Source organism: Proteiniphilum saccharofermentans (assembly GCF_900095135.1).
In the GTDB taxonomy this organism is placed as follows: Bacteria; Bacteroidota; Bacteroidia; order Bacteroidales; family Dysgonomonadaceae; genus Proteiniphilum; species Proteiniphilum saccharofermentans.
Map to the genome: position 1 here is coordinate 3,478,350 of NZ_LT605205.1, position 23,479 is coordinate 3,501,828.

At 44.1% G+C, this 23,479-nt stretch carries 21 protein-coding genes and 1 pseudogene; 13 read left to right on the plus strand and 9 right to left on the minus strand.

Annotation, left to right across the window (positions count from 1 at the left end; all coding sequences use genetic code 11):
- Window positions 1-20 precede the first annotated feature (20 nt).
- From PSM36_RS13435 to argH, 8 genes are all read left to right on the plus strand, one after another.
- Window positions 21-638, plus strand: a complete 618-nt coding sequence (locus PSM36_RS13435) for a GNAT family N-acetyltransferase (RefSeq protein WP_076931358.1) — start codon at window positions 21-23, stop codon at window positions 636-638.
- Window positions 635-1,825 carry an argininosuccinate synthase gene (gene argG, locus PSM36_RS13440; protein WP_076931359.1) on the plus strand — a complete coding sequence of 397 codons (1,191 nt, stop codon included), beginning with the start codon at window positions 635-637 and terminating at the stop codon, window positions 1,823-1,825. Before PSM36_RS13435 ends, argG begins: the two co-directional genes overlap by 4 nt.
- Window positions 1,818-2,792 carry an N-acetyl-gamma-glutamyl-phosphate reductase gene (argC, locus tag PSM36_RS13445; RefSeq protein WP_076931360.1) on the plus strand — a complete coding sequence of 325 codons (975 nt, stop codon included), beginning with the start codon at window positions 1,818-1,820 and terminating at the stop codon, window positions 2,790-2,792. Before argG ends, argC begins: the two co-directional genes overlap by 8 nt.
- A gap of 191 nt (window positions 2,793-2,983) precedes the next feature.
- A complete protein-coding gene (locus PSM36_RS13450; protein ID WP_076931361.1) occupies window positions 2,984-4,108 on the plus strand; it encodes an aspartate aminotransferase family protein in 1,125 nt (374 codons plus the stop codon).
- Complete coding sequence (locus PSM36_RS13455) at window positions 4,105-5,058, plus strand: N-acetylornithine carbamoyltransferase (protein ID WP_076931362.1); 954 nt, start codon at window positions 4,105-4,107, stop codon at window positions 5,056-5,058. Before PSM36_RS13450 ends, PSM36_RS13455 begins: the two co-directional genes overlap by 4 nt.
- A 167-nt stretch (window positions 5,059-5,225) precedes the next feature.
- A complete protein-coding gene (gene argB, locus PSM36_RS13460) occupies window positions 5,226-6,014 on the plus strand; it encodes an acetylglutamate kinase (RefSeq protein ID WP_076931363.1) in 789 nt (262 codons plus the stop codon).
- A 160-nt stretch (window positions 6,015-6,174) separates the two neighbouring features.
- Window positions 6,175-7,230: a M20/M25/M40 family metallo-hydrolase gene (locus tag PSM36_RS13465; protein WP_076931364.1), complete on the plus strand. Its 1,056-nt coding sequence runs from the start codon at window positions 6,175-6,177 to the stop codon at window positions 7,228-7,230.
- 146 nt (window positions 7,231-7,376) lie between these two features.
- A complete protein-coding gene (gene argH, locus PSM36_RS13470) occupies window positions 7,377-8,672 on the plus strand; it encodes an argininosuccinate lyase (RefSeq protein ID WP_076931365.1) in 1,296 nt (431 codons plus the stop codon).
- A 76-nt stretch (window positions 8,673-8,748) separates the two neighbouring features.
- Here the strand turns inward: argH and PSM36_RS13475 are convergent, their stop codons facing one another.
- The 4 genes from PSM36_RS13475 to PSM36_RS13490 form a co-directional block, all read right to left on the minus strand.
- Window positions 8,749-10,257 (minus strand): IS5 family transposase, encoded by a 1,509-nt coding sequence (locus PSM36_RS13475; protein ID WP_076931366.1) that lies wholly within the window; start codon window positions 10,255-10,257, stop codon window positions 8,749-8,751.
- A gap of 231 nt (window positions 10,258-10,488) precedes the next feature.
- Entirely contained in the window at window positions 10,489-11,412 is a 924-nt protein-coding gene (locus PSM36_RS13480) for a hypothetical protein (RefSeq protein WP_076931367.1), read from the minus strand.
- Between the two features lie 217 nt (window positions 11,413-11,629).
- Window positions 11,630-12,517 carry a GRP family sugar transporter gene (locus tag PSM36_RS13485; RefSeq protein WP_076931368.1) on the minus strand — a complete coding sequence of 296 codons (888 nt, stop codon included), beginning with the start codon at window positions 12,515-12,517 and terminating at the stop codon, window positions 11,630-11,632.
- 25 nt (window positions 12,518-12,542) lie between these two features.
- Window positions 12,543-13,454 carry a DMT family transporter gene (locus tag PSM36_RS13490; protein WP_076931369.1) on the minus strand — a complete coding sequence of 304 codons (912 nt, stop codon included), beginning with the start codon at window positions 13,452-13,454 and terminating at the stop codon, window positions 12,543-12,545.
- A 401-nt stretch (window positions 13,455-13,855) separates the two neighbouring features.
- Between PSM36_RS13490 and pta the strand changes: the two genes are divergently transcribed.
- The 3 genes from pta (at window position 13,856) to PSM36_RS13505 (ending at window position 17,173) form a co-directional block, all read left to right on the plus strand.
- The gene (gene pta / locus PSM36_RS13495; RefSeq protein WP_076931370.1) at window positions 13,856-14,869 is read left to right on the plus strand and encodes a phosphate acetyltransferase; all 1,014 of its coding nucleotides are present in this window, start codon (window positions 13,856-13,858) and stop codon (window positions 14,867-14,869) included.
- Between the two features lie 9 nt (window positions 14,870-14,878).
- The gene (locus tag PSM36_RS13500; RefSeq protein ID WP_076932273.1) at window positions 14,879-15,856 is read left to right on the plus strand and encodes a 3-hydroxyacyl-CoA dehydrogenase family protein; all 978 of its coding nucleotides are present in this window, start codon (window positions 14,879-14,881) and stop codon (window positions 15,854-15,856) included.
- A 114-nt stretch (window positions 15,857-15,970) separates the two neighbouring features.
- Entirely contained in the window at window positions 15,971-17,173 is a 1,203-nt protein-coding gene (locus PSM36_RS13505; RefSeq protein WP_076932274.1) for an acetate/propionate family kinase, read from the plus strand.
- Window positions 17,174-17,279: 106 nt separating this feature from the next.
- Here the strand turns inward: PSM36_RS13505 and rplI are convergent, their stop codons facing one another.
- From rplI to rpsF, 3 genes and pseudogenes are all read right to left on the minus strand, one after another.
- Window positions 17,280-17,723, minus strand: a complete 444-nt coding sequence (rplI, locus tag PSM36_RS13510) for a 50S ribosomal protein L9 (protein ID WP_076931371.1) — start codon at window positions 17,721-17,723, stop codon at window positions 17,280-17,282.
- 15 nt (window positions 17,724-17,738) lie between these two features.
- Entirely contained in the window at window positions 17,739-18,005 is a 267-nt protein-coding gene (gene rpsR, locus PSM36_RS13515) for a 30S ribosomal protein S18 (protein ID WP_076931372.1), read from the minus strand.
- 108 nt (window positions 18,006-18,113) lie between these two features.
- Window positions 18,114-18,446 (minus strand): annotated as a pseudogene (gene rpsF, locus PSM36_RS13520) (30S ribosomal protein S6); the annotation flags it as partial.
- A 164-nt stretch (window positions 18,447-18,610) separates the two neighbouring features.
- Between rpsF and zwf the strand changes: the two are divergent.
- Both zwf and pgl read left to right on the plus strand, forming a co-directional pair.
- Window positions 18,611-20,140 carry a glucose-6-phosphate dehydrogenase gene (zwf, locus tag PSM36_RS13525; RefSeq protein ID WP_076931374.1) on the plus strand — a complete coding sequence of 510 codons (1,530 nt, stop codon included), beginning with the start codon at window positions 18,611-18,613 and terminating at the stop codon, window positions 20,138-20,140.
- A 96-nt stretch (window positions 20,141-20,236) separates the two neighbouring features.
- Entirely contained in the window at window positions 20,237-20,965 is a 729-nt protein-coding gene (gene pgl, locus PSM36_RS13530; protein WP_076931375.1) for a 6-phosphogluconolactonase, read from the plus strand.
- Between the two features lie 21 nt (window positions 20,966-20,986).
- On the opposite strand, the gene PSM36_RS13535 is transcribed toward pgl, so the two are convergent.
- On the minus strand, window positions 20,987-22,318 hold the full coding sequence (locus PSM36_RS13535; RefSeq protein ID WP_173823144.1) for a DUF58 domain-containing protein: 1,332 nt from the start codon (window positions 22,316-22,318) through the stop codon (window positions 20,987-20,989).
- Window positions 22,319-22,360: 42 nt separating this feature from the next.
- Complete coding sequence (locus PSM36_RS13540) at window positions 22,361-23,359, minus strand: AAA family ATPase (RefSeq protein WP_076931376.1); 999 nt, start codon at window positions 23,357-23,359, stop codon at window positions 22,361-22,363.
- Between the last annotated feature and the right edge of the window lie 120 nt (window positions 23,360-23,479).

The following is a 23,479-nucleotide window of genomic DNA, read 5'->3' on the forward strand; positions in this document are numbered from 1 at the left end:
TAATTTTTTATTGTTTTAGGATGAATGTTATTATTCATATAGCCAATAGCGGCTACGTAGGTTATGCGCAAGAGATTTGCGATTTGATTTACGAGTCGGCGCAAGCACGCGGTACTGGTATTGCTAAGCGCAGTGCCGAGTATATTGCTGAAAAGATCGAGGCCGGCAAAGCGGTAATCGCCCTCGATGGCGATAAACTTGTGGGCTTTGCCTATATTGAAACTTTCAGTCATAACCGTTTTGTGGCTAACTCGGGACTGGTGGTACATCCTGATTACCGCAATCAGGGATTAGCCAAGAAAATCAAACGAAAAATTTTCGATCTCTCCCGCAAACTCTATCCGAACGCCAAGATATTCAGTATCACTACCGGTCTGGCCGTGATGAAAATGAACACGGAACTGGGATTCAAACCGGTCACTTTTTCAGAACTGACCGACGACGAGGAGTTCTGGAAAGGATGCCAGGGATGCCGTAATTTTGATATCCTGCAACGTAATAACTACAAAATGTGCTTATGTACAGGGTTGCTTTACGACCCCAAAGCTCATCCGGTACAGCAGGCCAGTCCCTTCGCGAAGAAGGTGGTTAAACCGGTCATCAAAATAAAGAAAACCAATAAATTGCATAAAAGATGAAGAAAAAAGTAGTATTAGCATTTAGTGGCGGCCTCGATACCTCCTTCTGTGTACCCTGGCTGATCAATGAGAAAGGACTGGAAGTACACACTGTGATTGTGAATACCGGTGGCTTTTCCGATGAAGAAGCAAAATCGATTGAAGAACGGGCCCTAAAACTGGGCGCTACCACGCACACCTGTATCAATGCTGTTGAAGATTATTATGAGAAAGGTATCAGATACCTGATCTACGGCAACATATTAAAGAACAACACCTATCCGTTGTCGGTCAGTTCCGAGCGTTTCTTTCAGGCAATGGCAGTCCTGGATCATGTAAAGAAAGTAGGGGCTGATTTCGTGGCGCACGGGAGTACTGGTGCCGGAAACGACCAGGTACGTTTCGATCTTGTATTTGAAGTGCTGGCACCGGAGGTACAAATCCTTGCACCGATCCGCGAACTAAGTCTCTCCCGCCAGCAGGAGATCGACTACCTGAAAGAGAAAGGATTCGATTTCTCGTGGGAGAAATCGAAATATTCTATCAACCAGGGGATCTGGGGCACCAGCGTAGGCGGTGTGGAAACGTTGAAATCATCGGGTGTCCTTCCCGAAGAGGCATATCCATCGCAGGTGACCGACTGGGGTACTGAGCGGATCACTTTAGGATTTGAAAAAGGTGAACCGGTCTCACTGAACGGTGAAAAGATGCCACCCGTGACGCTGATCCATACGTTGCACAAGATCGCCTCGAAATACGGTATCGGCCGTGATGTTCACGTAGGTGATACTATCATCGGCACCAAAGGGCGTGTCGCTTTTGAAGCGCCTGCCCCACTGATCATTGTCAAGGCGCATCATCTGTTGGAAAAACATGTACTGACCAAACAGCAACTCTACTGGAAAGACCAGCTCTCCAACTGGTATGGACAACTCATGCACGAAGCACAATATCTGGAGCCCGTGATGCGTAATATCGAGACTTTCCTCGATGACACCCAACAGTTTGTGACCGGTGATGTGGAAATAGAACTGCGTCCCCACCATTTTGCGGTATTGGGATGTTCCAGCGAATACGACCTGATGAACTCTAAATTCGGCGAATACGGAGAGACCAACAAATCGTTCTCCGGACAGGATGTAGTAGGATTCACAAAAGTGATCGCCAACCCGTTGAAAATTTATTATACCATTCACGACAATGATTAACGTAAGTATAGCAGGCGGAACCGGCTATACGGCAGGCGAACTGCTCCGTATCCTGCTCCGCCATCCTGAAGTCAATATAGAATCGGTCATCAGCACCACCTCGGTGGGGATGCCCGTAGCGGAGATGCACCGTGATCTGTTGGGTGAGACCGATCTGGTCTTTAGCGACACTTTTCGTCAACCCGATGTGCTATTCCTTTGCCTGGGACATGGACTGTCGCGTGCATTTCTGAATGACAACGATATTCCTATCTCATGCAAGATCATCGATCTTGGAAATGATTTCCGCAATAATCCGGTATTTAACGACAGGAATTTTGTGTTCGGACTGTGCGAACAAAATCGCGAACAGATCCGCACGGCAGATAGTGTGGCCAATCCAGGCTGTTTTGCCACGACCATCATGCTGGCACTATTGCCGCTGGCATCCCGGAATCTATTGACAGACGAAATACATATACATGCCATTACAGGTTCCACGGGTGCAGGGAAGCGGCCAGCCGATACAACTCACTTCAGTTATCGCGATAATAATATCTCCGTATATAAGCCATTCACACATCAGCATCTGGAAGAGATCGCCAACACATTGACGAGTGCGGGTAACAGCGACCTACCGCAGATCAATTTCGTACCAATGCGGGGTGATTTCACACGAGGTATTTTCGCCAGCGTATATACAAGATGGGATAAGAGCATGTCGGAATCGGCTGTGATCGATCTTTACGAAGAGTATTACCGGTCATCTCCGTTCGTGTTTGTTTCCAAACAGCCCATCAGCCTGAAAGAGGTAGTAAACACCAATAAGGGATTATTACATATCGAGTTTCATAACGGCTATATCCACATTACCTCGATTACCGATAACCTCGTAAAAGGTGCGTCAGGACAGGCAGTACAAAATATGAACCTGATGTTCGGACTGGATGAAACGACAGGGCTGAAACTGAAAGGAAGCGCATTCTGATGAAGGAGGAAAAGTGGTTAGATGGTTAGGTAATATTCAAGATTCAAGAATTCAAAGATTCAAAAATTATGAATTGTAAATCGACGGAGTCAATTGCAAATCAGCGAAGCTAAATTTTCAAATCCCAAACCAAACATCCCAAATTCTTTCTTCACTTTTCATTTTCAATTTTCAATTTTCAATTTGACAAGATGAATCTATTCGACGTATATAGTTTATGGGAGATTGAACCGATACGGGCACAGGGTTGCCATGTATGGGATAATGAAGGAACGAAGTATCTCGACCTTTACGGCGGACATGCAGTGATCTCCATCGGACACTCCCATCCCCATTATGTAAAAGCGGTGCAGGATCAGGTGGAGAAGATCGGCTTCTACTCCAACTCGGTACAAAATTCTTTACAGCAGGAACTGGCCGATAAACTGGGAGAACAATCCGGTTATGCCGACTATTCGCTTTTTCTCTGTAACTCCGGTGCCGAAGCCAATGAAAATGCATTGAAACTGGCATCGTTCCATACCGGAAAGAAACGTGTGATCGCGTTCCACGGGGCTTTCCACGGACGCACCTCCGGTGCGGTCGCTGTTACGGAGAATCCGGCCATTCAAGCTCCTTTCAACACAGGGCATGAGGTCACCTTTGTGCCACTCAATGATATAGAAGCAGTGAAAGCTGAAATCCTGAAAGGTGATGTAGCGGCAGTTATTATCGAAGGTATCCTCGGTGTTGCCGGTATTTTTACTCCGGAAACTTTATTCTTGCAACAACTGGCACTTCTCTGTAGGCAAAACGACGTAATATTGATCCTCGACGAGATACAATCGGGTTACGGTCGCAGTGGACAATTCTTTGCTCATCAATCAGCCGGCATACGACCCGACTTAATTACGATGGCCAAAGGGATGGGTAACGGCTTTCCGATCGGAGGTTTACTCATCTCATCCAAATTCGAAGCAAAAAAGGGAATACTCGGAACCACTTTCGGAGGCAATCATTTGGCTTGTGCAGCTGCCATTGCGGTTCTCGATGTATTGAAAGCGGAGTCGCTGGTGGAAAATGCAGCGGATATGGGTAATTATCTGAAACAGGAGCTATCGGAAATAAATGGTATCACGGAGATCCGTGGATGGGGATTGATGCTCGGTATCGAATTCCTTCCGGAATTTGGTGCCGTTCGCAACCGGCTTCTTTTTGAAAGCCATATTTTTACCGGCGGGGCAAAGAACAACGTGATGCGTTTGTTACCTCCACTTTCGATATCAAAAGCAGAAATCGATATTTTTATTACTGAACTAAAAGATAAATTGATATGAGAAACTTCACATCCGTGCATGACATCGGAGACCTGAAAAGTGCACTTGCAAAGGCAAAACAAGTCAAAGAGAATCCTTTTGCAGACCAGGAACTGGGTAAAAATAAAACCTTGTTGATGATCTTTTTCAATTCAAGCCTGCGTACCCGCCTGAGCACCCAGAAAGCGGCATTGAACCTCGGCATGAACGTAATTGTACTCGATATCAATCAAGGCGCCTGGAAGTTAGAGACCGAAAAAGGAGTCATTATGGATGGAGATAAACCGGAACATATCCTGGAAGCGATCCCCGTGATGGGCTCTTACTGCGATGTGATCGGGGTACGCTCTTTTGCCCAGTTCGAAAACAAGGCTTCTGATTATAATGAAGTCATACTGAATCAGTTTATACAATATTCGGGTAAACCGGTCTTCAGTATGGAGGCAGCTACACGTCATCCATTGCAAAGTTTTGCCGACCTGATCACTATTGAAGAATATAAAAAAACAGAGAAGCCGAAAGTGGTACTCACCTGGGCACCCCATCCACGCGCGTTACCCCAGGCGGTTCCCAACTCATTTGCCGAGTGGATGAACGCTGCCGGCTATGAATTCGTGATCACCCATCCCAAAGGATATGAACTGGACGACGAGTTTGTCGGTAAGGCCGTGGTAGAATATGACAAAGAGAAAGCTTACAAAGGAGCCGACTTTATTTATGCCAAAAACTGGGCGGCATACCAGGATCCGAACTATGGAAAAATTTTGAGTACCGACCGTGCATGGACTGTAGACACCGAAAAAATGGCCCTGACTAATAACGCTTATTTTATGCATTGTCTGCCGGTACGCCGTAACATGATCGTTAGCGACGAGGTGATCGACAGCCCGCAATCGATTGTGATCCCAGAAGCGGCTAACCGTGTGGTTTCAGCACAAGTGGTACTGAAAGAGATATTACTGGGATTGTAAAGTGGAACGGTGGAAAAGTGGGAAGGTAATAAGGATGATGTGATGATTGAACGATGTGATGATATGATAATCATTAATTGGTAATTATAATCTGCTAATCAAACATATCCGTAAGTCACTAATCAATCTTCTTCAATCCTATCCAATCTGAATCAATCTATATAAATATGACAGAGAGCAAAAAAGCAGCCCTTTCAATTGTAAAGATCGGGGGAAATATAGTAGATAATCCGCAGGCGTTGGAATCATTCCTGAATGACTTTCATCAACTCGAAGGGCATAAACTCTTGGTACACGGTGGGGGGGTGATGGCATCTAAGATGGCAAAACAACTTGGGATCGAGACCAAAATGATACATGGTCGCCGCATCACCGACGAAGAAACACTGAAATTGGTTACTATGGTATATGCAGGATGGGGAAACAAAAATATAGTGGCATTACTACAAAAAACAGGATGTAATGCCATCGGGCTCTCAGGTGCCGATGCCAATACCATTCCGGCAATACGTCGCTCTCCTGTACCGATTGATTTTGGTTTTGCCGGCGATCCTGATCCGGATAAAACCAACACGGATTTTATCTCTCAACTGATAGAGAGTGGCATCACTCCAGTGTTTTGTGCCATCACGCACGACGGTAGCGGTTCATTACTGAACACAAACGCCGATACCATCGCCTATACATTAGCAACAGCACTTTCAGAAAAGTATCTTGTTACGATCTACTACTGCTTTGAGAAAGAAGGTGTAATGATGGATGTGAACGATCCGACCAGTATGATTCTGACGATGACCCGGGAAGAGTATGAAACATACAAACAAAAGGGCATTATCGTCGACGGTATGATCCCAAAACTGGACAATTCTTTCAGAGCAATAGAGAATGGCGTGTCGAAAGTGGTGATTTTACATGCGAAAAACTTATTATCCGGAAAAGGGACGACCTTAGGATGATGTGTTGATGTGATGATGTGTTGATTCCGTCAAGTCGTGACAGGTAGTGATGTATCTCAATATACCGGGATAACGAGATTGAATGAGATTGAATGAGATTGAATGAGATTGAAACGTCAGATTTAATTGGTAATTGGTAATTTGTAATTGGTAATTTCTTATGGATACTTTTACACAAAACGCGGTTGAACTGTTAAGGAAACTGGTTTCTATCCAATCATTTTCCGGAGAGGAGCATCTGCGGAGCAATTTTCTGACGGAATATTTCAATGAAAAAGGGATTTCCACAGAGCGTATCGGCAATAACCTGATTGTCCGTCAACCCCATCACGACGTATCGAAACCGACGCTGATGATGAATTCGCATCTCGATACTGTTCGACCGAATACCGGATATACTTTCGATCCGTTTAGCCCACCCCACTCCAATTCACATGTTTACGGGTTGGGAAGCAATGATGCGGGAGCCAGTGTGGTTACTCTGCTGCAGACATTCTTATATTTCTACGAAAAGGAACTACCTGTTAATCTCTTACTGGCTTTGTCCGCGGAAGAGGAAAACTCCGGTCCGAATGGAATGACGTTGCTTTGGCAGAAACTCTCGGGCGAAGTGGATATGGCTATTATCGGAGAACCAACCGGTATGAGAGCAGCCATAGCCGAAAGAGGATTACTGGTGATCGACGGGGAAGCGAAGGGGGTGAGCGGTCATGCAGCCCGTAACGAGGGAGTAAACGCACTCTATATTGCACTGGACGATATCGCCGTCCTAAGATCGATGAAGTTCGACAAAATATCACCCACGATGGGAGAGGTAAAACTAACCGTCACGCAGATCAATTCGGGCACACAACACAATGTGGTTCCGGACCGGTGCAGTTTTGTGGTGGATATCCGTCCGACGGAAATGTATACCAACAGCGAGATCATGGAGATCCTGCAACCGAAAGTAAAAAGCGAACTGAAAGCACGTTCGCTTACCAATCGGAGCTCAGCTACACCGACTGATCACCTGTTAATGCAATGCGTACAACAACTCGGTATTGAAAGCTATACCTCCCCGACCACATCCGACTGGATGAGGGTCACCTGCCCTGCCCTGAAAATGGGGCCTGGGGAATCAGCACGTTCCCACCGCCCCGATGAGTTCGTATTGATAGATGAACTGAAACAGGGTATCGAAGGATACATCCGTTTTATAGAACGTTTTCGTTAATCTAAAATAACGGTTAAGCGAGAGCAGTGTCAAGCTTGCTTGACACATTGCCGAGCGATAGTTATTTATCAAAATGAGCAGAGCCAAGTTTGGTTGAGTTATGCGAGGGCAAGTGAAAATTAATAAAATAACATTATCTAAAAGATATGGCAAAAATATGGGATAAAGGCTTTGATGCCAATCAGAGAGTGGAAGATTTTACCGTAGGAAACGACCGCGAGCTCGACCTGCGTTTGGCAAAATATGATATCCTGGGTTCGATGGCTCATATCAAAATGCTGGTAAAAATCGGCCTTCTGGAAACAGAAGAGGAGAAGGTACTACGAACCGAATTGCAAAATATCCTGGCAGAGGTGGAACGGGGAAATTTCAGGCTCGACAATGATGCCGAGGATATCCACTCACAGGTGGAAGCGATGCTGACTGAGAGGCTGGGAGAAATGGGTAAAAAAATCCATTCGGGCCGTTCCCGTAACGACCAGGTATTGGTAGATATCAAGCTTTATCTCAGAGAAGAAATCCTGCAGATCAAAGAAGGAGTAATTCAACTGTTCAATTTGCTGCAGTCACTCAGCGAACAGCATAAAGAGGTATTGCTGCCCGGTTACACGCACGGACAGATTGCGATGCCCTCTTCTTTCGGATTGTGGTTCGGTGCCTATGCCGAATCGTTGGTAGACGACATGCATACGCTTGCGGCAGCATGGCAGGTAGCCGACCAAAATCCATTGGGCTCTGCCGCCGGTTATGGCAGTTCTTTCCCATTGGATCGAGAGATGACCACCCGCGAACTGGGATTCGCAACTATGAGCTACAACGTCGTTGCTGCCCAGATGGGACGTGGCAAGACTGAACGGATCCTGGCCCAAAGCATGTCAAATATTGCTTCCACACTCAACAAACTGGCCGCAGATAACTGTATGTACCTTTCAGGGAACTATGGATTTATCTCCTACCCCGACGAGCTGACCACAGGGTCGAGTATTATGCCTCACAAGAAAAATCCCGACGTGTGGGAATTGATCCGGGGTCACAGTAACCGACTGCAGAGCCTGCCCAATGAGATCACGCTGATGATCACCAATATGCCGCACGGCTATCATCGTGACTACCAGTTGCTGAAGGAAGTACTCTTCCCGGCGTTAGAAACCCTTCACAGGCTTTTACAGATGACATGTTTCATGCTGGAAAATATTTCGGTTAACAAAGACATTCTCTCCGACCCACGATATGAATACCTCTTTACCGTAGAAGAGGTGAACAACCGTGTATTACAGGGTATTCCGTTCAGAGAAGCTTATCAGCAGGTAGGTAAAGAAGTACAGGCCGGTTCTTTCCGTGCCCCGAAAGAAATACACCATACCCACGCCGGCAGTGTCGGCAATCTCTGTACGGAAGAGATCAGAAAGAAGATGGAGAGAGCCTCAGCGGTCATCAGGTAACAAAGTGCATGGGCTTTTTTATATACTCGGTCTGTGATGACGTGAATATAAATAGGGTCTGCTTATTAAATCCCAATCAGGCACACAATTTCATTTGTGGCCCGAGTGGATAAATGTTTATATTTCTCACTTTCATCAGCTTCAATAGTAACGAGACAAAATAAGACAGGGGAATATCCCTCATGTGCCGGATCAGGTTCATCACAAAAATGATAGCCCCTATCCAACTGTTTGACGTCGAGGACAGTCTGGCCCGGATATCATTTAAACCATATCCACGCTTGCCCTGACCAAACTTCCCTTCAACCTGGTTGCGTTCCCCCGCCTCTCGTCGCTCTTTACGTTTTTGGTGTCTGCTCTTGATCTCTTTTACCGGTTTTCGTCCCAGTGGCTCCCCGGTGTAGCGGATCCTTTTTTCTTTCAAAAACCGCCTGTTCTCCCGGGTGAGATATATCTTGTCCACCTGGACCAGCTCCGGATACTTCCCGGTCAGCTTCCTAAAGCGTTCAACCTGTGCCTGAAGATCCTGTCCCTCGTTGAAGGCATCCCAGTCAAAATGATCCACCCTGGCATAGCCATCCAACAGGCTGATATTTATTTTCGCCCCAAACTCCGTCTTTGCCTTGGCTTTGCCGCGGACGATGGGGCGTACATGCGGTTGATGAATGTTCACGATGCGATCTTCTACTTGATGGCTCTTCTTCTTGTACATTGTCTCCTGCTGTTCCAGCAGATGCTGGATGACAAAAAAATATTTCAGTTGCCGCCGGTCGAAAGGAATCGGTTGATCCTTTATGGTGTCCAACATATTGTTAATAATCCGTACATCCCGTTTCAGGTAGTTGATCTGCTTTCGTATCGCTTTTCTTAACACGTTGGCTGGTTTTCTCTTCATTTTCGACACATTCAGGAAATCCTTGCGGGCAACCCTCCTGTAGGTGCGGGGTTTATCCCGGACTCCCAGCTTCAAACACAGTTCATCAATCAGTTCTTCCGCCTTTTGACGGCTCTCGTTTAACAGGTCCAGGTCGGTGGGGTATTTGATATCCGCATCACAGACTGTAGCATCCATTTGAAGTTTCCCCTTGTTCCCGGGATGCGGATCGGGATCGTCATCATTATTAACCCCATCATCCTTCGCAACCGTGTCAACCTCTTCTTGTTTTGCCCCGGCTTTCAGCTTTAATCCTTTTCTTATCAAATCATCTGTCAATGATTCAAAGACATCCAGGTCGATTCGCTTTCTGATGGATACCGGCAGTGAGGGTGTCATCACCTGTTCATAAGTGAAAGCCTCAAGCCCAAGAAAATACTGCATGTAGGGATTTTCCTGGATCATCTCTATCACGCCGCGGTCATCCGTCTTCATGATGTGCTTTATGATGACCACTCCCAGCACAAGCCTGGCATCCTTGGTGGGTGCACCCCGGTTGCTCTTGAAGTTCTTGTAATAAAGCCGGGCGAACTCTTCCCAGGGAACTATTTTTGAAAGAAAAACCCACCGGTTATTCTCATCCAGTTTTGCCTCGAAGGGCATCTTGAACTCGGAAATTGAAAGCTGTCTGGAGCTCTTGTATCGTATCATAAAATGCAAGGTTTATGAAGTAAAAATACTCAATTTCTTGCAGTTATGCAAATATTATGACGATTAATCTACTGATTTTCAGCATAAATATCGATTATTCAGCAGACCCTAGTTATATCCATTCTTTACATTACGCACAATATCCGTCAGCCTGACATTCGGCTGTTGACGGGCAAAGTTCTGTGAACCGACACAAACGACAGCACAGGTGAAACATCTTTCAAAAAACCTTTAGTTTATCTCAATTATTCTTTCTTCAATGACTGTAGTATTACTTAATACTACAGTTTTTGTCATAATACTATAAATAATCCAACCCGTTTCATGTATTCTTGATGCTGTCAATATTTCATTCTTTAGGTCCTTTAGATCTTCTAATTTAGGTAGCACAGCATTCACATTCATACTCTCTGTTATTTTATTCAAATATTCCAATGTTGCATTCACCAGTTGCTCCTCATCGACCTCTTGTACCGACCTTAGAACAAAACTATTATCATCCATATCAATCTCGTCAAGATAAACAAATATATCAGCATCAAAATCCTCCGGACCGAGAAAGCTTGGGATTCTTAACTGGGTTTGTAAAACCTCCAATAATTTGTATTGTGCTCCGTGAAATGAGTGGTATTGTTGGATATCCTGAATAGAGGCCGATTCAATCGCTTCTTTGGTTGAATATATAGCCTGAATCTGCTCCAACCCTTTAGCCATTTCCGGAATGAATTCAAATTCTTTTTTTAAAATCCCGATAGTCTCTTCGATATAATTTTTAATTTCTTCCCAATTTATTACTTCTGTAAATGTACCCAGTTCATCAGTCTTATAAATGACTTTCATATCTTCGGTTACACTCATAAGTTTTTGCATTCTCGGATCAGTGTTGTTTGTTTGTATATTTTTATACAGCCACTGTATTGTATAAGAGTCATCCGTCTGGTCGAGAACTGTCACTTCTACATCATAAGTTGTAAATTCCCTCAATATGGTATCTGTCTCTTGAAGTCTGATTTTCTCATGTGTTACCGTGTAATTCTGTTGCTCTCCTTTATCCCAATACGTAATGACCTGCACAGTTGAGTCTGCCATATTGATTTGTCCGATTGCAGTATTTCCTGTTACAAGAAGCAAAATAGCAAATAATGTCTTTTTCATTTTCTATACTGTATACTGTTTTAAATGGCTTATAAAGGAAAAAGTATTTGCTAAGTGCAGGAAAAATTGGACGAATAGTTCAATTTGAACCGGAACGAAACCGATGCTTTTTCGTTACGCAAATATACAGGATAAAAATGAATTATCACAAAAAAGAAATAGAACGGCCGGGGCGTTTGATAAGTTCATTTACAAATGCCTGTTCGTATATAACATTCTAATTTTCAAGCAGGATAATCAACACGGAACCAAGGATCATGATTATTGAGCCGATAATCTTTTTTCTGATCTCCTTTTCCTGAAAAAATTTATAGCCAAACAGAATACTTACAATGATTGAAAGCTGAAAGAGCGATAACGCATAACCCACCGGGATATGATCAAAGACATAATTTGTAGTATATTGCATTGTTCCAATACAAGCAATCAAAAGCAAAAATTTATTCATGTTTTTCAGTTTAACCGTTCTCCTGAACTCTGTATTAAGTCTGGTCTTATAAAAGAACAACACGATAAAAGAAAACAAAGCACCGAATATACACCAACTTATAAATGCGAATATTGTCGAGGATGCCAAGATCACTCTTTTTATAAAAACAGCTTCAATAGCTGTCAGTACCATTGCCCAGATTCTGAATTGAATAGCCGGATTTTTCAGAAGCTTCCATGAGAACCTTTCATCGGTTGTATCTAAAACATAATAACTTCCATAAATAATAAGCGATATCCCCATAATACCCCAAATATCCGGTATTTCCGAAAGCAAAAATAGTCCGGCAATTATTCCGACAACCGACTTGTATGAGTTTATGGGACCCAAAATCGATAGATCCCCCGTTTGAAGTGCTTTCACAAGAAAACCGTTTCCCATAGCACCTGCGATTCCTCCTAGAATTGAATACAACCAAAAATCTTTTCCTAAGTCAGGTATTTGTATGAAAAAGAGAAGAATACCACAAAACAATGAGAGTAAGAAATAGGTCAGAAAGTTAACGATTAACGGATTGTTCCCTTTTGAGGTAAGTTGTTTCTGATAGACATTCGCCAAAGGATTAGAGATTACTCTTAGGATAACGGCTATTGCAACTAAAACTGTTCCGGTCATTTATAAAGGGTCGTAAATAAGTAATTTATCTCTTCAGTACATTCACACCAACAATTCCTGTCAGCACCATTATACCACCGATAATGTGATAAGCATGAAGCGTTTCATTCAAGAACAGTATGCCACTGAAAACAGCGATTACAGGGCTAAAGTTATTGAAAATGGATACCTGTGAAGCCGGTATTGCCGTCAGGGCACTGTTAGTCAGGAAGGAAGTCAGAAAAGAGGAAAGGATACCCAGATAAAGTATCGTCCACAAAAATTCACTGTTGTTAAAAGGGGCAAAATAGAGCGACAACGTACCCGAGTTAAGATGTACAGTTACAGCGATCAGGTTGAACACAACGCAGGCAGTCACAGTCATGAAAAATGTAATATCCATGGCATTGAACTGTTGCGTAACTTTCTTTCCCAAGACAAAGTAGATAGCCATGGATACCACGGAAAGAAGGATGAAAAAATCGCCTTTCAACGTTTCGTTACTAATTTCTCCCAGTCCGTTCTTATACATAATATACACAACGCCGCCTACCGACAACAACACAAAAATAATTTGCCAAAAGGAATTTTTCTCCTTCAGGAATACCGCTGCCAGAATAACCGTAAAAATGGGTGCGATTGCCGATAGAATACCGGCTTCGGAAGCAGTGGTAAACTGCAGGCCTATTGTCTGCATTGAGAAAAGCAGTAACGGATAAAACAGGGATAATACGAGCAGAGGGAATATCCTTTTCCTGTCAATCACAGGCCATCCCTTCCTGCGCAACAAATAAAAAAAGAATAAACCGGCAGTTGCCGCCGTAAAGCGGTGTGCGAGCAAATCAATCGACGAGGCATGGCGCAACGCCATCTTTACAAAGATAAAAGAAAAGCCGATAATGATGGTCATCAACGTAAGGCCGGCATAAGCTGTTATTTCCCTGTTTACCTGTCTCATTCGATTAAGTTTTTTCTCCAAATCTCCCACTCAAAGTCTCCTAGTCTCCCATTCTCCTCCCCTCAAAGTCTCCCGATCATCCTTCCCATTTTATAAGGCAAAGGTAACATAGAAGTTCTTATCACCAAAACAGATGACATTTTGCTACTTTGTATGCGCTTTTTTTTGTACTTTTGCGGGAAATATTGGATATTCTGAAATCGTATCCCGATAGGGGTCAAAGAACCAAAACATACATTTAACTTTTTCGTTGGGCCAAATGAACAGGGATCAAGTTTACTTGAATGTTTTTGATAAGCGAGTACAGAGTCAAAACAAGTTTTGACTCTGTCGAGCGCAGAAAACAGCTAAGTTTACTTAAATTCTTCCATGACCGGAAAAAGTCTAACTATTATTGAATAATGAACTTACTTGACAGTTTGATCGAAAGGGCAAAAGCGAATAAACAACGTATCGTATTGCCCGAAGGTACCGAAAAGCGAACTCTCACAGCAGCCGATCAACTGCTCCGTGACGATGTGGCAGAAATTATCCTGCTGGGAAATCCTGTGGAGATCCGGGAAATCGCAAAAGAGTCAAAGCTTTTTAACATAGAAAAAGCGCAAATCGTCGACCCGAAAGAGCATGACAAAAAAGATGCGTACACCCAACTCCTCACCGAATTACGCAAAAAGAAAGGAATGACCTATGAACAGGCATCCTTGTTAGTGGAAGACCCGTTATACCTGGCCTGCCTGATGATCAGTGCCGGGGATGCCGACGGTGAGATCGCCGGTGCGAAAAATACCACAGGCGATGTACTCCGCCCCGCTTTGCAGATTATCAAGACCTCACCGGGAGTGAAGGTCGTGTCAGGGGCATTCATTATGTTCACACAAACGCCACAATATGGGGAAAACGGTACGCTTCTTTTTGCCGATTGTGCCGTAATGCCTAATCCCACTGCGGAGGAATTGGCATCCATCGCCGTTGCTTCGGCACAAACAATGAAAAGTCTGGTAGGTGTAGAACCGCGTGTGGCCATGCTCAGCTTCTCCACCAAAGGAAGTGCTGAACACGAGATGATCGACAAGGTACGTGAGGCAGCCCGTATCGCTAAAGAGATTGACCCAAAATTACAAATCGATGGAGAACTGCAGGCGGATGCCGCAATTGTCCCTTCTGTAGGAGCAAGCAAAGCGCCGGGAAGTATCATCGCCGGCAAGGCCAATGTACTGGTTTTCCCTACACTCGAAGCGGGAAATATCGGTTACAAATTAGTACAAAGATTAGGAAATGCCGGGGCTGTAGGACCAGTATTACAAGGTATGGCAGCACCAGTAAACGACCTTTCACGCGGTTGCTCAGTAGAGGATATTTACAATATGGTAGCCATCACAGCTAATCAGGCTATCGGATTAAAACAGAATAAATAGTTGCCGGATATGAGTGAAATAATCATAGAACCTATTGAAAATTACGGACTTACCATCACCTCTGAAAGCAAAAAGAAACAGTTGTTTTCAAAAATCGGGGTAGTAGGTGCAGGAAAAGAGGGACGAACCATCATCAATATGGCTGCAACAGCCGGAATGGAGGTAATTTTTCTGGATGAATCACAGGAACGGATCGATTTTGTGATGAGGGAACTGAAAAAGGTGATGGATCATAAGATCAGCAGTTGGGGGTTAACCTCGTCGGAAAAGAAGATCATTATGAACCGCATCACTCCTACCCTTCAATACGAGGATTTTAAGGGTTGCGATCTGGTGATCGAATGTACCCGGTATTCGGAAAGCGGGCGGCGAAGTACGCCGGTGCGCAAGAATATCTTCAAAAGACTGGAAGAGATATTGGATGAGGATGCGATTATTGCTTCCAACGGCTCCACTGTGATCATCAGTGAGTTGGCTGCCGATCTCGATCATAAGGAGCGCTGCGTGAGCCTCTATTTCCCGGTGTCACATCCCGACGCCCGCATTCTGGAAATCGTAAGTGGTATGTACACCTCGGAAGAGGTGTACCACAAAATGGAGATCTTTGCCAGACTGATCAAGTACAAACCGCATCGCATCAACGAAAGCAATGGGAACGTGAGCCTCCGGATGCTGGTAGTTATGATCAATGAGGCTTGCCAGATATTACTGGAAAGGGTCAGTTCCATAGAAGATATCGAAGAGACTTTTACCATTATCTACGGACAACGCTACGGTATTTTCCGTATGGCCGACATTATCGGTATCGAACGCCTTGTAACCCTTATGGAAGCGATGTTTAACGACTTTGGGGCAAAGCATTACAAACCCAATCCTATTCTATGGAAACTGTACCGCTCCAATCAATTGGGTGTACGTACGGGAAAAGGGTTTTATATCTATGATGAAGACGGGAATCCCGTTTCAATCAACAAAAACATCGTTTAATTAGATTCAAGATTTAGCTACGCTGATTTCAAATTCAAGATTTCAAATTCAAAATTTAAGATTAAGGATTTGAAGATCAAAATAATTGAGATATAAAGAACAAAGAAGAAGATGATGAAGATATTGGTATTAAATTGCGGAAGTTCATCCATCAAATATAAGCTTTTCGAAATGGAAAGCAAAGAAGTGGTTGCCCAGGGAGGCGTCGAAAAAATCGGGATGAAGGGTTCTTTCCTAAAATTCACACTTCCCGACGGACAGAAAGTGATGTTAGAAGGGGAGATTCTTGAACATCGTGCCGGTATTGAATATATTTTAGGAGTACTCCTCAGTGAGAAATATGGATGCATCAAATCATTAGATGAAATAGAGGCAGTAGGACACCGCGTAGTGCATGGCGGCGAGCGTTTTAATTCAAGTGTGCTCATTACCGATGAAGTGATCGATATACTGAACGAATGTATAGAGTTGGCGCCACTGCACAATCCCCCCAACCTGAAAGGTATTTATGCTATTCAGGAACTGATGCCTGATACACCGCAGGTTAGTGTTTTTGATACAGCCTTCCATCAGACTATGCCCGATTATGCCTATATGTACGGGATACCCTATTCATTATACGAAAAGTACGGCATTCGCCGGTATGGCTTTCATGGTACCAGCCACCGCTATGTCTCGGCAAGGGCCTGCGAATTCTTGGGAGTTCCTTATGAAGAGCAACGCATTATCACAGCTCACATCGGTAATGGAGGATCGGTGACCGCTATCAAAAACGGAAAATCGGTTGATACCAGCATGGGTATGACACCCGTCGAAGGACTCATCATGGGCACCCGTTCAGGTGACGTTGATCCTGGAGCCGTCTCCTATATTATGGAGAAAGAACATATGGGTACCAATGGAATATCGACACTGCTAAATAAATTCTCCGGAGTACTCGGCATTTCCGGGATCTCTTCTGATATGCGTGAACTGGAAGCAGCCATCAAGGCCGGGAACAAACGAGCCATGCTGGCTATGGAGACCTACAATTATCGTATCAAGAAATATATTGGCTCATACGCCGCCGCCCTGGGAGGAGTGGATATTCTGGTATTTACCGGAGGTGTAGGAGAAAACCAGTTTGTTACCCGAAGAGATGTCTGTAAGAACATGGAATTCATGGGGATTGAACTGGATGAGGAACTGAATGCTTCGGTACGCGCCAAAGAGATAGTGATCAGCAAACCAACTTCCAAAGTGAAAGTGGTGATTATCCCGACCGACGAAGAATTGTCGATTGCAAACGATACGATAGAGATTTTGCAGAAAGGATAAACAAAACTTTTTCAACAACTATGACTACAATGGCAATACTGCCATACGATCAATAAAAAAGCTCCGGATTTTCCGGAGCCTTTTTTATATATGGGGTTGCAAATAATTATTCCGCTACCACTTCAAAGGGAATATCTACTGAAACCTCTTTGTGAAGCCTTACCACAGCGTTGTAGTTTCCTACCTCTTTCACCTGGTCTTTTATCACGATCAGTTTCCTGTCCACTTCGAAACCTTTTTCTTTCAGTGCATCGGCAACCTGAATATTGGTAACCGAACCGAAAATTGTTCCGGTAGAACTGGTTTTTGCGCCGATAGTCAGTGTAACGCCTTCCATCTTTTCGGCAAGCGCCTGCGCGTCTGTTTTTATCTGGGCCAGTTTGTGTGCACGTTGCTTCTGGTTCTCAGCCAACACCTTCTTTGCAGATTCGGTGGCAATAACCGCCTTACCCTGGGGGATAAGGAAATTACGGGCATATCCTTTCCTCACATTCACTACATCGTCTTTGTAGCCTAAACTCTGTATATCTTCTTTTAAAATTACTTCCATTTCTCTTCCTCCTTTTTATTTCATTAAATCGGTTACATATGGAAGCAAAGCTATATGACGAGCTCTCTTCACTGCTTGCGCAATCCGGCGCTGAAACTTCAATGACGTACCGGTAATCCTTCTCGGCAAGATCTTTCCCTGTTCGTTCAGGAACTTCTTCAGGAATTCGGGATCTTTATAGTCGATATACTTGATACCGTTCTTTTTGAAACGGCAATATTTTTTCTTCTTCACATCTACCGATAGCGGGGTCAGATATCTGATTTCTGTCTGTTTAGCCATTTCTTAATCCTCCTTTTCGTTAAGTTCTACTTTCGCTTCAACAGCTTCCGTTTTTTCTTTCTTTACTGTTTTTGCAGCATCACCGGCTGAAGCACGTGCTTCCTGCCTCTTGCCGCCTCTGTTGTTTCTTCTTTTTTCGGCATATTCCAGCGCGAATTTATCCTGTTTCACAGTTAAGAAACGGATCACACGTTCGTCACGACGGAAATTCACTTCCAGTTTGTCGATCACTGACGGATCTGCATTGAACTCCAGGAAGGTATAAAATCCTGTCGTCTTCTTGTCGATGGGATACGCCAGTTTGCGCAAACCCCAGTCTTCTTCGTTCACAATTTCGGCCCCTTGATCCGTGAGGAGGGTTTTGAATTTTTCAACCGCTTCCTTCATCTGAGCATCAGACAAAACGGGAGTCAAAATGAAAACGGTTTCGTAATTGTTCATACTAATTTAATTATTAATTCGTTAATTGAAAAAATTTCGAGCCGCAAAGATACAATAAATTATCCAATTCTCAAAATGTCAATAATGATTACTTTCAGAGCAGCCGATAATTCAACTTTTTAGACCCACGTTTGTTATCTTGATATCGTAAATCCATTAAAAAAATGAAGAAAACAATCAACCAGGCGCTTGTAATTTTCGGCGCGTCGGGCGATCTTACATACCGGAAACTGATCCCTGCCGTGTTCGACCTGTTTATGAACGATTCACTACCGGAGGGATATGCTATCCTCGGGGTGAGCCGGACTGAATTCTCGAACAAACAGTTCCGCAAGAGGATGAAAGAAGGCATCCGACAGTTTGCCCACTATAAGGAAGCGGAAGAAAAGAAAATAGACAGTTTCCTCTCCTCTGTTTTTTATCTGAGTATTGATACCGCAAAGGGAGAAGAATATATATATGTAAAAAAGAAACTGAGCGAACTGAACAAGAAATTTAATCTTGGGCATAACTATATTTTTTATCTCTCTACTCCTCCGTCCCTCTACCCTATCATTCCAAAATTCTTATATGGACAGGGACTTACATTACAACAAAAGGGCTTCCGGAGGATTATTATCGAAAAGCCTTTCGGACACGACCTCTCGTCGGCTATTGAGCTCAATAAACAATTACAGGAGTTTTTTCAGGAGGATCAGATCTATAGGATCGACCACTATTTGGGTAAGGAGACGGTACAAAATATGTTGGTGACCCGTTTTGCGAACGGCATTTACGAACCACTTTGGAATCGAAACTATATCCAGCATGTGGAAATAACGGCAGCCGAAAGTGTTGGCGTGGAAGATCGGGGCGGTTATTATGATGGATCAGGCGCACTGCGCGACATGATCCAGAACCATTTGCTTCAAGTGTTGTCGTTAGTAGCCATGGAGCCTCCGAATAAAATAACGCCTGAAGAGATCCGCTATGAAAAGATGAAAGTCTTCCGCTCCCTGCGTCCCCTGAGTAAAACTGACCTGAAAAAGAATGTGATCCGCGGACAATACACCGAAGCAACCGTACGGGGAAAACATTACAAGGGATATCGCGAAGAAAGCAATGTAAAACCTGATTCCCGCACAGAGACTTATGCCGCAATGAAGATCTTTATCGACAACTGGCGTTGGGAAGGAGTACCCTTTTATATCCGTACGGGGAAACGATTGCCCACACAAGTGTCTGAAGTCGTGATCCATTTCAGGCCATCGCCGCAAAGGTTGTTCAAAGCAGCCGAAGGGACAGTTCATTCCGATAACCAACTTATCCTGCGTATCCAACCCGATGAAGGTATTCTGCTAAAGACCGGGATGAAAGTGCCGGGTAGTGGCTATGAAGTGAAATCTGTCAATATGGATTTTCATTATTCGGACTTGAACGACCATTATATACCCAGCGCCTATGAAAGATTGATACTCGACTGTATGGCAGGGGATAATATGCTTTTTATGCAGGGTGCCGCAGCCGAAGTGACATGGAAATTCGTACAGCCTATCCTCGACTACTGGGAGAACGACAAAGATGCACCCCTCCACGGTTATCCTGCCGGCTCCTGGGGCCCGGACGTGGCTGACGATCTGGTCGAAGGCAAAGAAAACACATGGCGATACCCATGCAAAAATCTGGCAGAAGACGGGATTTATTGTGAATTATGAATTATGATTTATAATTTATGATATAGGATATGGGATCCTATAATTAGCTGCTGACAATTGGTAATTAGTAATTGATAATTGGTAATTGAAAAAAGGATGTACATACAAATTTTTAAAACGAAAGACGACTTGAACCGGGTATTTACAGACAGGCTAAAAGAAATCATTTCTGAAAAAGGCACAATAACGATCGCACTGTCGGGAGGTTCTACCCCAAAATCATTATTCGATTATTGGGCACAACTGCCGGAAGGCGAAATCAACTGGAAAAAAGTTAAATTCTTCTGGGGCGATGAGCGTTGTGTTTCGCCATCCGACGATGAGAGCAACTACAAAATGACAAAAGAGCATCTGTTCGATTTCGTGCCGGTACCCAACGAAAATATTTTCCGTATCCATGGAGAAAACGATCCCGGATCGGAAGCCGTAAGGTATGGCAAACTACTCTCCGGGGAGTTAGAAACGACCAATAGTGTACCTTCTTTCGATGTTTTGATGCTGGGAATGGGAGACGACGGACATACCGCTTCCATTTTCCCTCATGAGATAATACTCTGGGATAGCCCGGAGAATTGTGTAACGGCTACTCACCCCGTAAGCGGGCAAAGACGGGTGAGCCTCTCCGGTAAAGTAATCAATGCGGCAAAGGACATCTTTTTTCTGGTGACCGGAGAAAACAAAGCAGAGAAAGTAAAAGAGATCATAGAACAACCCGACAAAGCCGCAGAAAAATATCCGGCTGCACTGGTACGACCGGAGTCGGGAAATCTTTATTGGTTCCTTGACACCCCAGCTGCCAAATTACTTAGACACTTAACCACTTAGGCACTCTCCCACTCTCCCACATCACACCATCCCCCTTGCTTTTATCTCCAGGTACTTATTGATGCTGTCGATGGTCAGGTTTTCAGGGGAGGAAAGCAAACACTGAATGCCGTGTCGGTTTAATTCCTTTACGATCAGCCGTTTTTCAAAAGCAAATTTCTCTGCAATAATCTTATCGTACACTTCATTCAGTTTTTCGGCTTTTTTGTCAATCAAGCGGCTCAATTCTGTATTTTTGAAGAATATCACAATAAGTAAATGGTTTTTGGATATCGCTTTAAGGTAGGGAAGTTGCCGTTGCAATGCATCGGTCGTCTCAAAATTGGTATAAAGGATCAACAGGCTTCGTTGTGTAATGCTTTGCTTGATCCCTACGTATAACCGGTTGAAATCGCTCTCAAGAAAGTCGGTTTCAATACGGTACAATGCATTCATGATTTTTTGCATTTGTCCGGCTTGCCGGTTAGCAGGAACACGATCTTCTACTTTTTTGGAGAAAGTAAACAGTCCTGCCTTGTCCTGCTTCCTGATAACAATATTACTTAGTGCCAACGTAGAGTTGATAGCCCAATCCAGCAGGGTCATTCCATCAAAAGGCATTTGCATGCTCCGCCCCTTATCAATTAGCATGTAAACCGGTTGTGATTTCTCTTCCTGGTATTGATTTACCATCAATTCCCCCTTTTTGGAAGTCGCTTTCCAATTGATGGTACGGATATCATCCCCCTGGACATACTCTTTGATTTGTTCAAATTCCATCGTATGCCCGATCCGACGGATTTTCTTTAATCCATACTCAAACGGATTATGCGAAAAGGCAATCAGGTCATATTTTTTCATCTGGATGAACGAGGGATAAGCTGCCACCGTGGCATTTTCCGAAAAAATATAACGCCGCATAGCCAGGCGAAGAGGGGTAAGTACAGAAACATTGAGTTTTCCGAACAGGTATTCACCCCGTTGCACAGGGCGTAGAGTGTATTCATACTCTTTCTCCGCAAATTTCCCGATATCACTTTCCATTAAAAAATCACGCTTCTGGTATTGATAGGGAATTTCGTCAATAATATGCATACGCACGGGAACAGGATAATGATTGTGGATTTTTATCCGGACTATATTTTCATCACCGTTCGAGAGCATCTCAGGCAAAACCCGCGATGAAGAAATATTATCCTTTCCCGAAAAAAGAACGAATATATCCACCAAAAGCAGCAATAATAAAACTATAAGCAGCCCTACAGCCACAGGATACAACCAATCCACAAAAAATGAAATGAAAGAGAGCACTGCAATACCGAGCAGCGACCAATAAAACACATGGTTTATATATAGCGATTTCAATATCTTCATTGTCTTCTCATTTCATCAGGGATATGCAGGAAACGGGTTACTTTATCGAGGGACTTCTATACCGGCTACGATCTCCGCAATGATCTGTTCCGCTTTCAAACCTTCCATCTCTTTCTCGGGCGACACAATCACACGATGGCGCAATACCGGAACCACTACATCCTTAATGTCTTCAGGGGTCACAAAATCACGTCCATTGAGAGCTGCCATTCCTTTAGCGGCATTCAAAATTGCGAGAGAGGCACGCGGTGATGCACCCAGATAAAGCAACGGTGTCTGGCGTGTTTGCTGGACAATATTCGCAATATAGGCCATCAAGTGGCTTTCCACGATAACCTCACGCACCAATAACTGGAACTTCACAACCTGGTCTCCCGACATCACATTGCTGATATTCTCGATTTTATTAAAACCTTTTGTTTCATGCTCCCTGCGGATGATCTCAAACTCTTCGGACAAGTTGGGATAATCGACTACTATCTTGAAAAGAAACCGGTCTAACTGTGCTTCCGGCAAACGGTAAGTGCCTTCCTGTTCAATGGGATTCTGTGTAGCGATCACAATAAATGGCGCTTCCATACGATATGTGTCACCGTCGAGGGTAATCTGCCGTTCTTCCATCACTTCAAACATAGCTGCCTGTGTTTTGGCCGGCGCACGGTTTACTTCGTCCACCAGGATAAGGTTGGCGAAGACAGGGCCTTTCCGGAACTGGAAATCCGAGGTTTTCATATCGAAGACCGATGTTCCGAGAATATCGGATGGCATCAGGTCGGGTGTAAATTGTATCCGGCTGAAAGAGGTATCCACCGCCTTTGCCAAAAGTTTCACAGCAAGTGTCTTGGCAATGCCCGGCACACCTTCCAGAAGCACATGGCCATTGGCAAGCAGCGCAACCAACAGATAATCAATTAATTTATCCTGTCCCACAATCACTTTTTGTAGTTCCGCCCTCACGGCATCCATCGTATTCCGCAACTCGCTTAAATCGATCCTCGATTCAAACCGGATATTCTCTTCTACATTTTCGTTCAACTCCATATCTTTTATTGTTGAATTGTTTAATCATTATTACTTGTCCCACATCCCACATCCCACATCCCACATCCCACATCCCACATCCCACATCCCACATCCCACTTCCCATATCCCATATCCCAT

Bases quoted from the DNA above. Each gene is read 5' to 3' on its own strand.
- PSM36_RS13435 (WP_076931358.1), top strand. From the start codon at position 21: ATGAATGTTATTATTCATATAGCCAATAGCGGCTACGTAGGTTATGCG.
- argG (WP_076931359.1), top strand. From the start codon at position 635: ATGAAGAAAAAAGTAGTATTAGCATTTAGTGGCGGCCTCGATACCTCC.
- argC (WP_076931360.1), top strand. From the start codon at position 1,818: ATGATTAACGTAAGTATAGCAGGCGGAACCGGCTATACGGCAGGCGAA.
- PSM36_RS13450 (WP_076931361.1), top strand. From the start codon at position 2,984: ATGAATCTATTCGACGTATATAGTTTATGGGAGATTGAACCGATACGG.
- PSM36_RS13455 (WP_076931362.1), top strand. From the start codon at position 4,105: ATGAGAAACTTCACATCCGTGCATGACATCGGAGACCTGAAAAGTGCA.
- argB (WP_076931363.1), top strand. From the start codon at position 5,226: ATGACAGAGAGCAAAAAAGCAGCCCTTTCAATTGTAAAGATCGGGGGA.
- PSM36_RS13465 (WP_076931364.1), top strand. From the start codon at position 6,175: ATGGATACTTTTACACAAAACGCGGTTGAACTGTTAAGGAAACTGGTT.
- argH (WP_076931365.1), top strand. From the start codon at position 7,377: ATGGCAAAAATATGGGATAAAGGCTTTGATGCCAATCAGAGAGTGGAA.
- PSM36_RS13475 (WP_076931366.1), bottom strand. From the start codon at position 10,257: ATGATACGATACAAGAGCTCCAGACAGCTTTCAATTTCCGAGTTCAAG.
- PSM36_RS13480 (WP_076931367.1), bottom strand. From the start codon at position 11,412: ATGAAAAAGACATTATTTGCTATTTTGCTTCTTGTAACAGGAAATACT.
- PSM36_RS13485 (WP_076931368.1), bottom strand. From the start codon at position 12,517: ATGACCGGAACAGTTTTAGTTGCAATAGCCGTTATCCTAAGAGTAATC.
- PSM36_RS13490 (WP_076931369.1), bottom strand. From the start codon at position 13,454: ATGAGACAGGTAAACAGGGAAATAACAGCTTATGCCGGCCTTACGTTG.
- pta (WP_076931370.1), top strand. From the start codon at position 13,856: ATGAACTTACTTGACAGTTTGATCGAAAGGGCAAAAGCGAATAAACAA.
- PSM36_RS13500 (WP_076932273.1), top strand. From the start codon at position 14,879: ATGAGTGAAATAATCATAGAACCTATTGAAAATTACGGACTTACCATC.
- PSM36_RS13505 (WP_076932274.1), top strand. From the start codon at position 15,971: ATGAAGATATTGGTATTAAATTGCGGAAGTTCATCCATCAAATATAAG.
- rplI (WP_076931371.1), bottom strand. From the start codon at position 17,723: ATGGAAGTAATTTTAAAAGAAGATATACAGAGTTTAGGCTACAAAGAC.
- rpsR (WP_076931372.1), bottom strand. From the start codon at position 18,005: ATGGCTAAACAGACAGAAATCAGATATCTGACCCCGCTATCGGTAGAT.
- zwf (WP_076931374.1), top strand. From the start codon at position 18,611: ATGAAGAAAACAATCAACCAGGCGCTTGTAATTTTCGGCGCGTCGGGC.
- pgl (WP_076931375.1), top strand. From the start codon at position 20,237: ATGTACATACAAATTTTTAAAACGAAAGACGACTTGAACCGGGTATTT.
- PSM36_RS13535 (WP_173823144.1), bottom strand. From the start codon at position 22,318: ATGAAGATATTGAAATCGCTATATATAAACCATGTGTTTTATTGGTCG.
- PSM36_RS13540 (WP_076931376.1), bottom strand. From the start codon at position 23,359: ATGGAGTTGAACGAAAATGTAGAAGAGAATATCCGGTTTGAATCGAGG.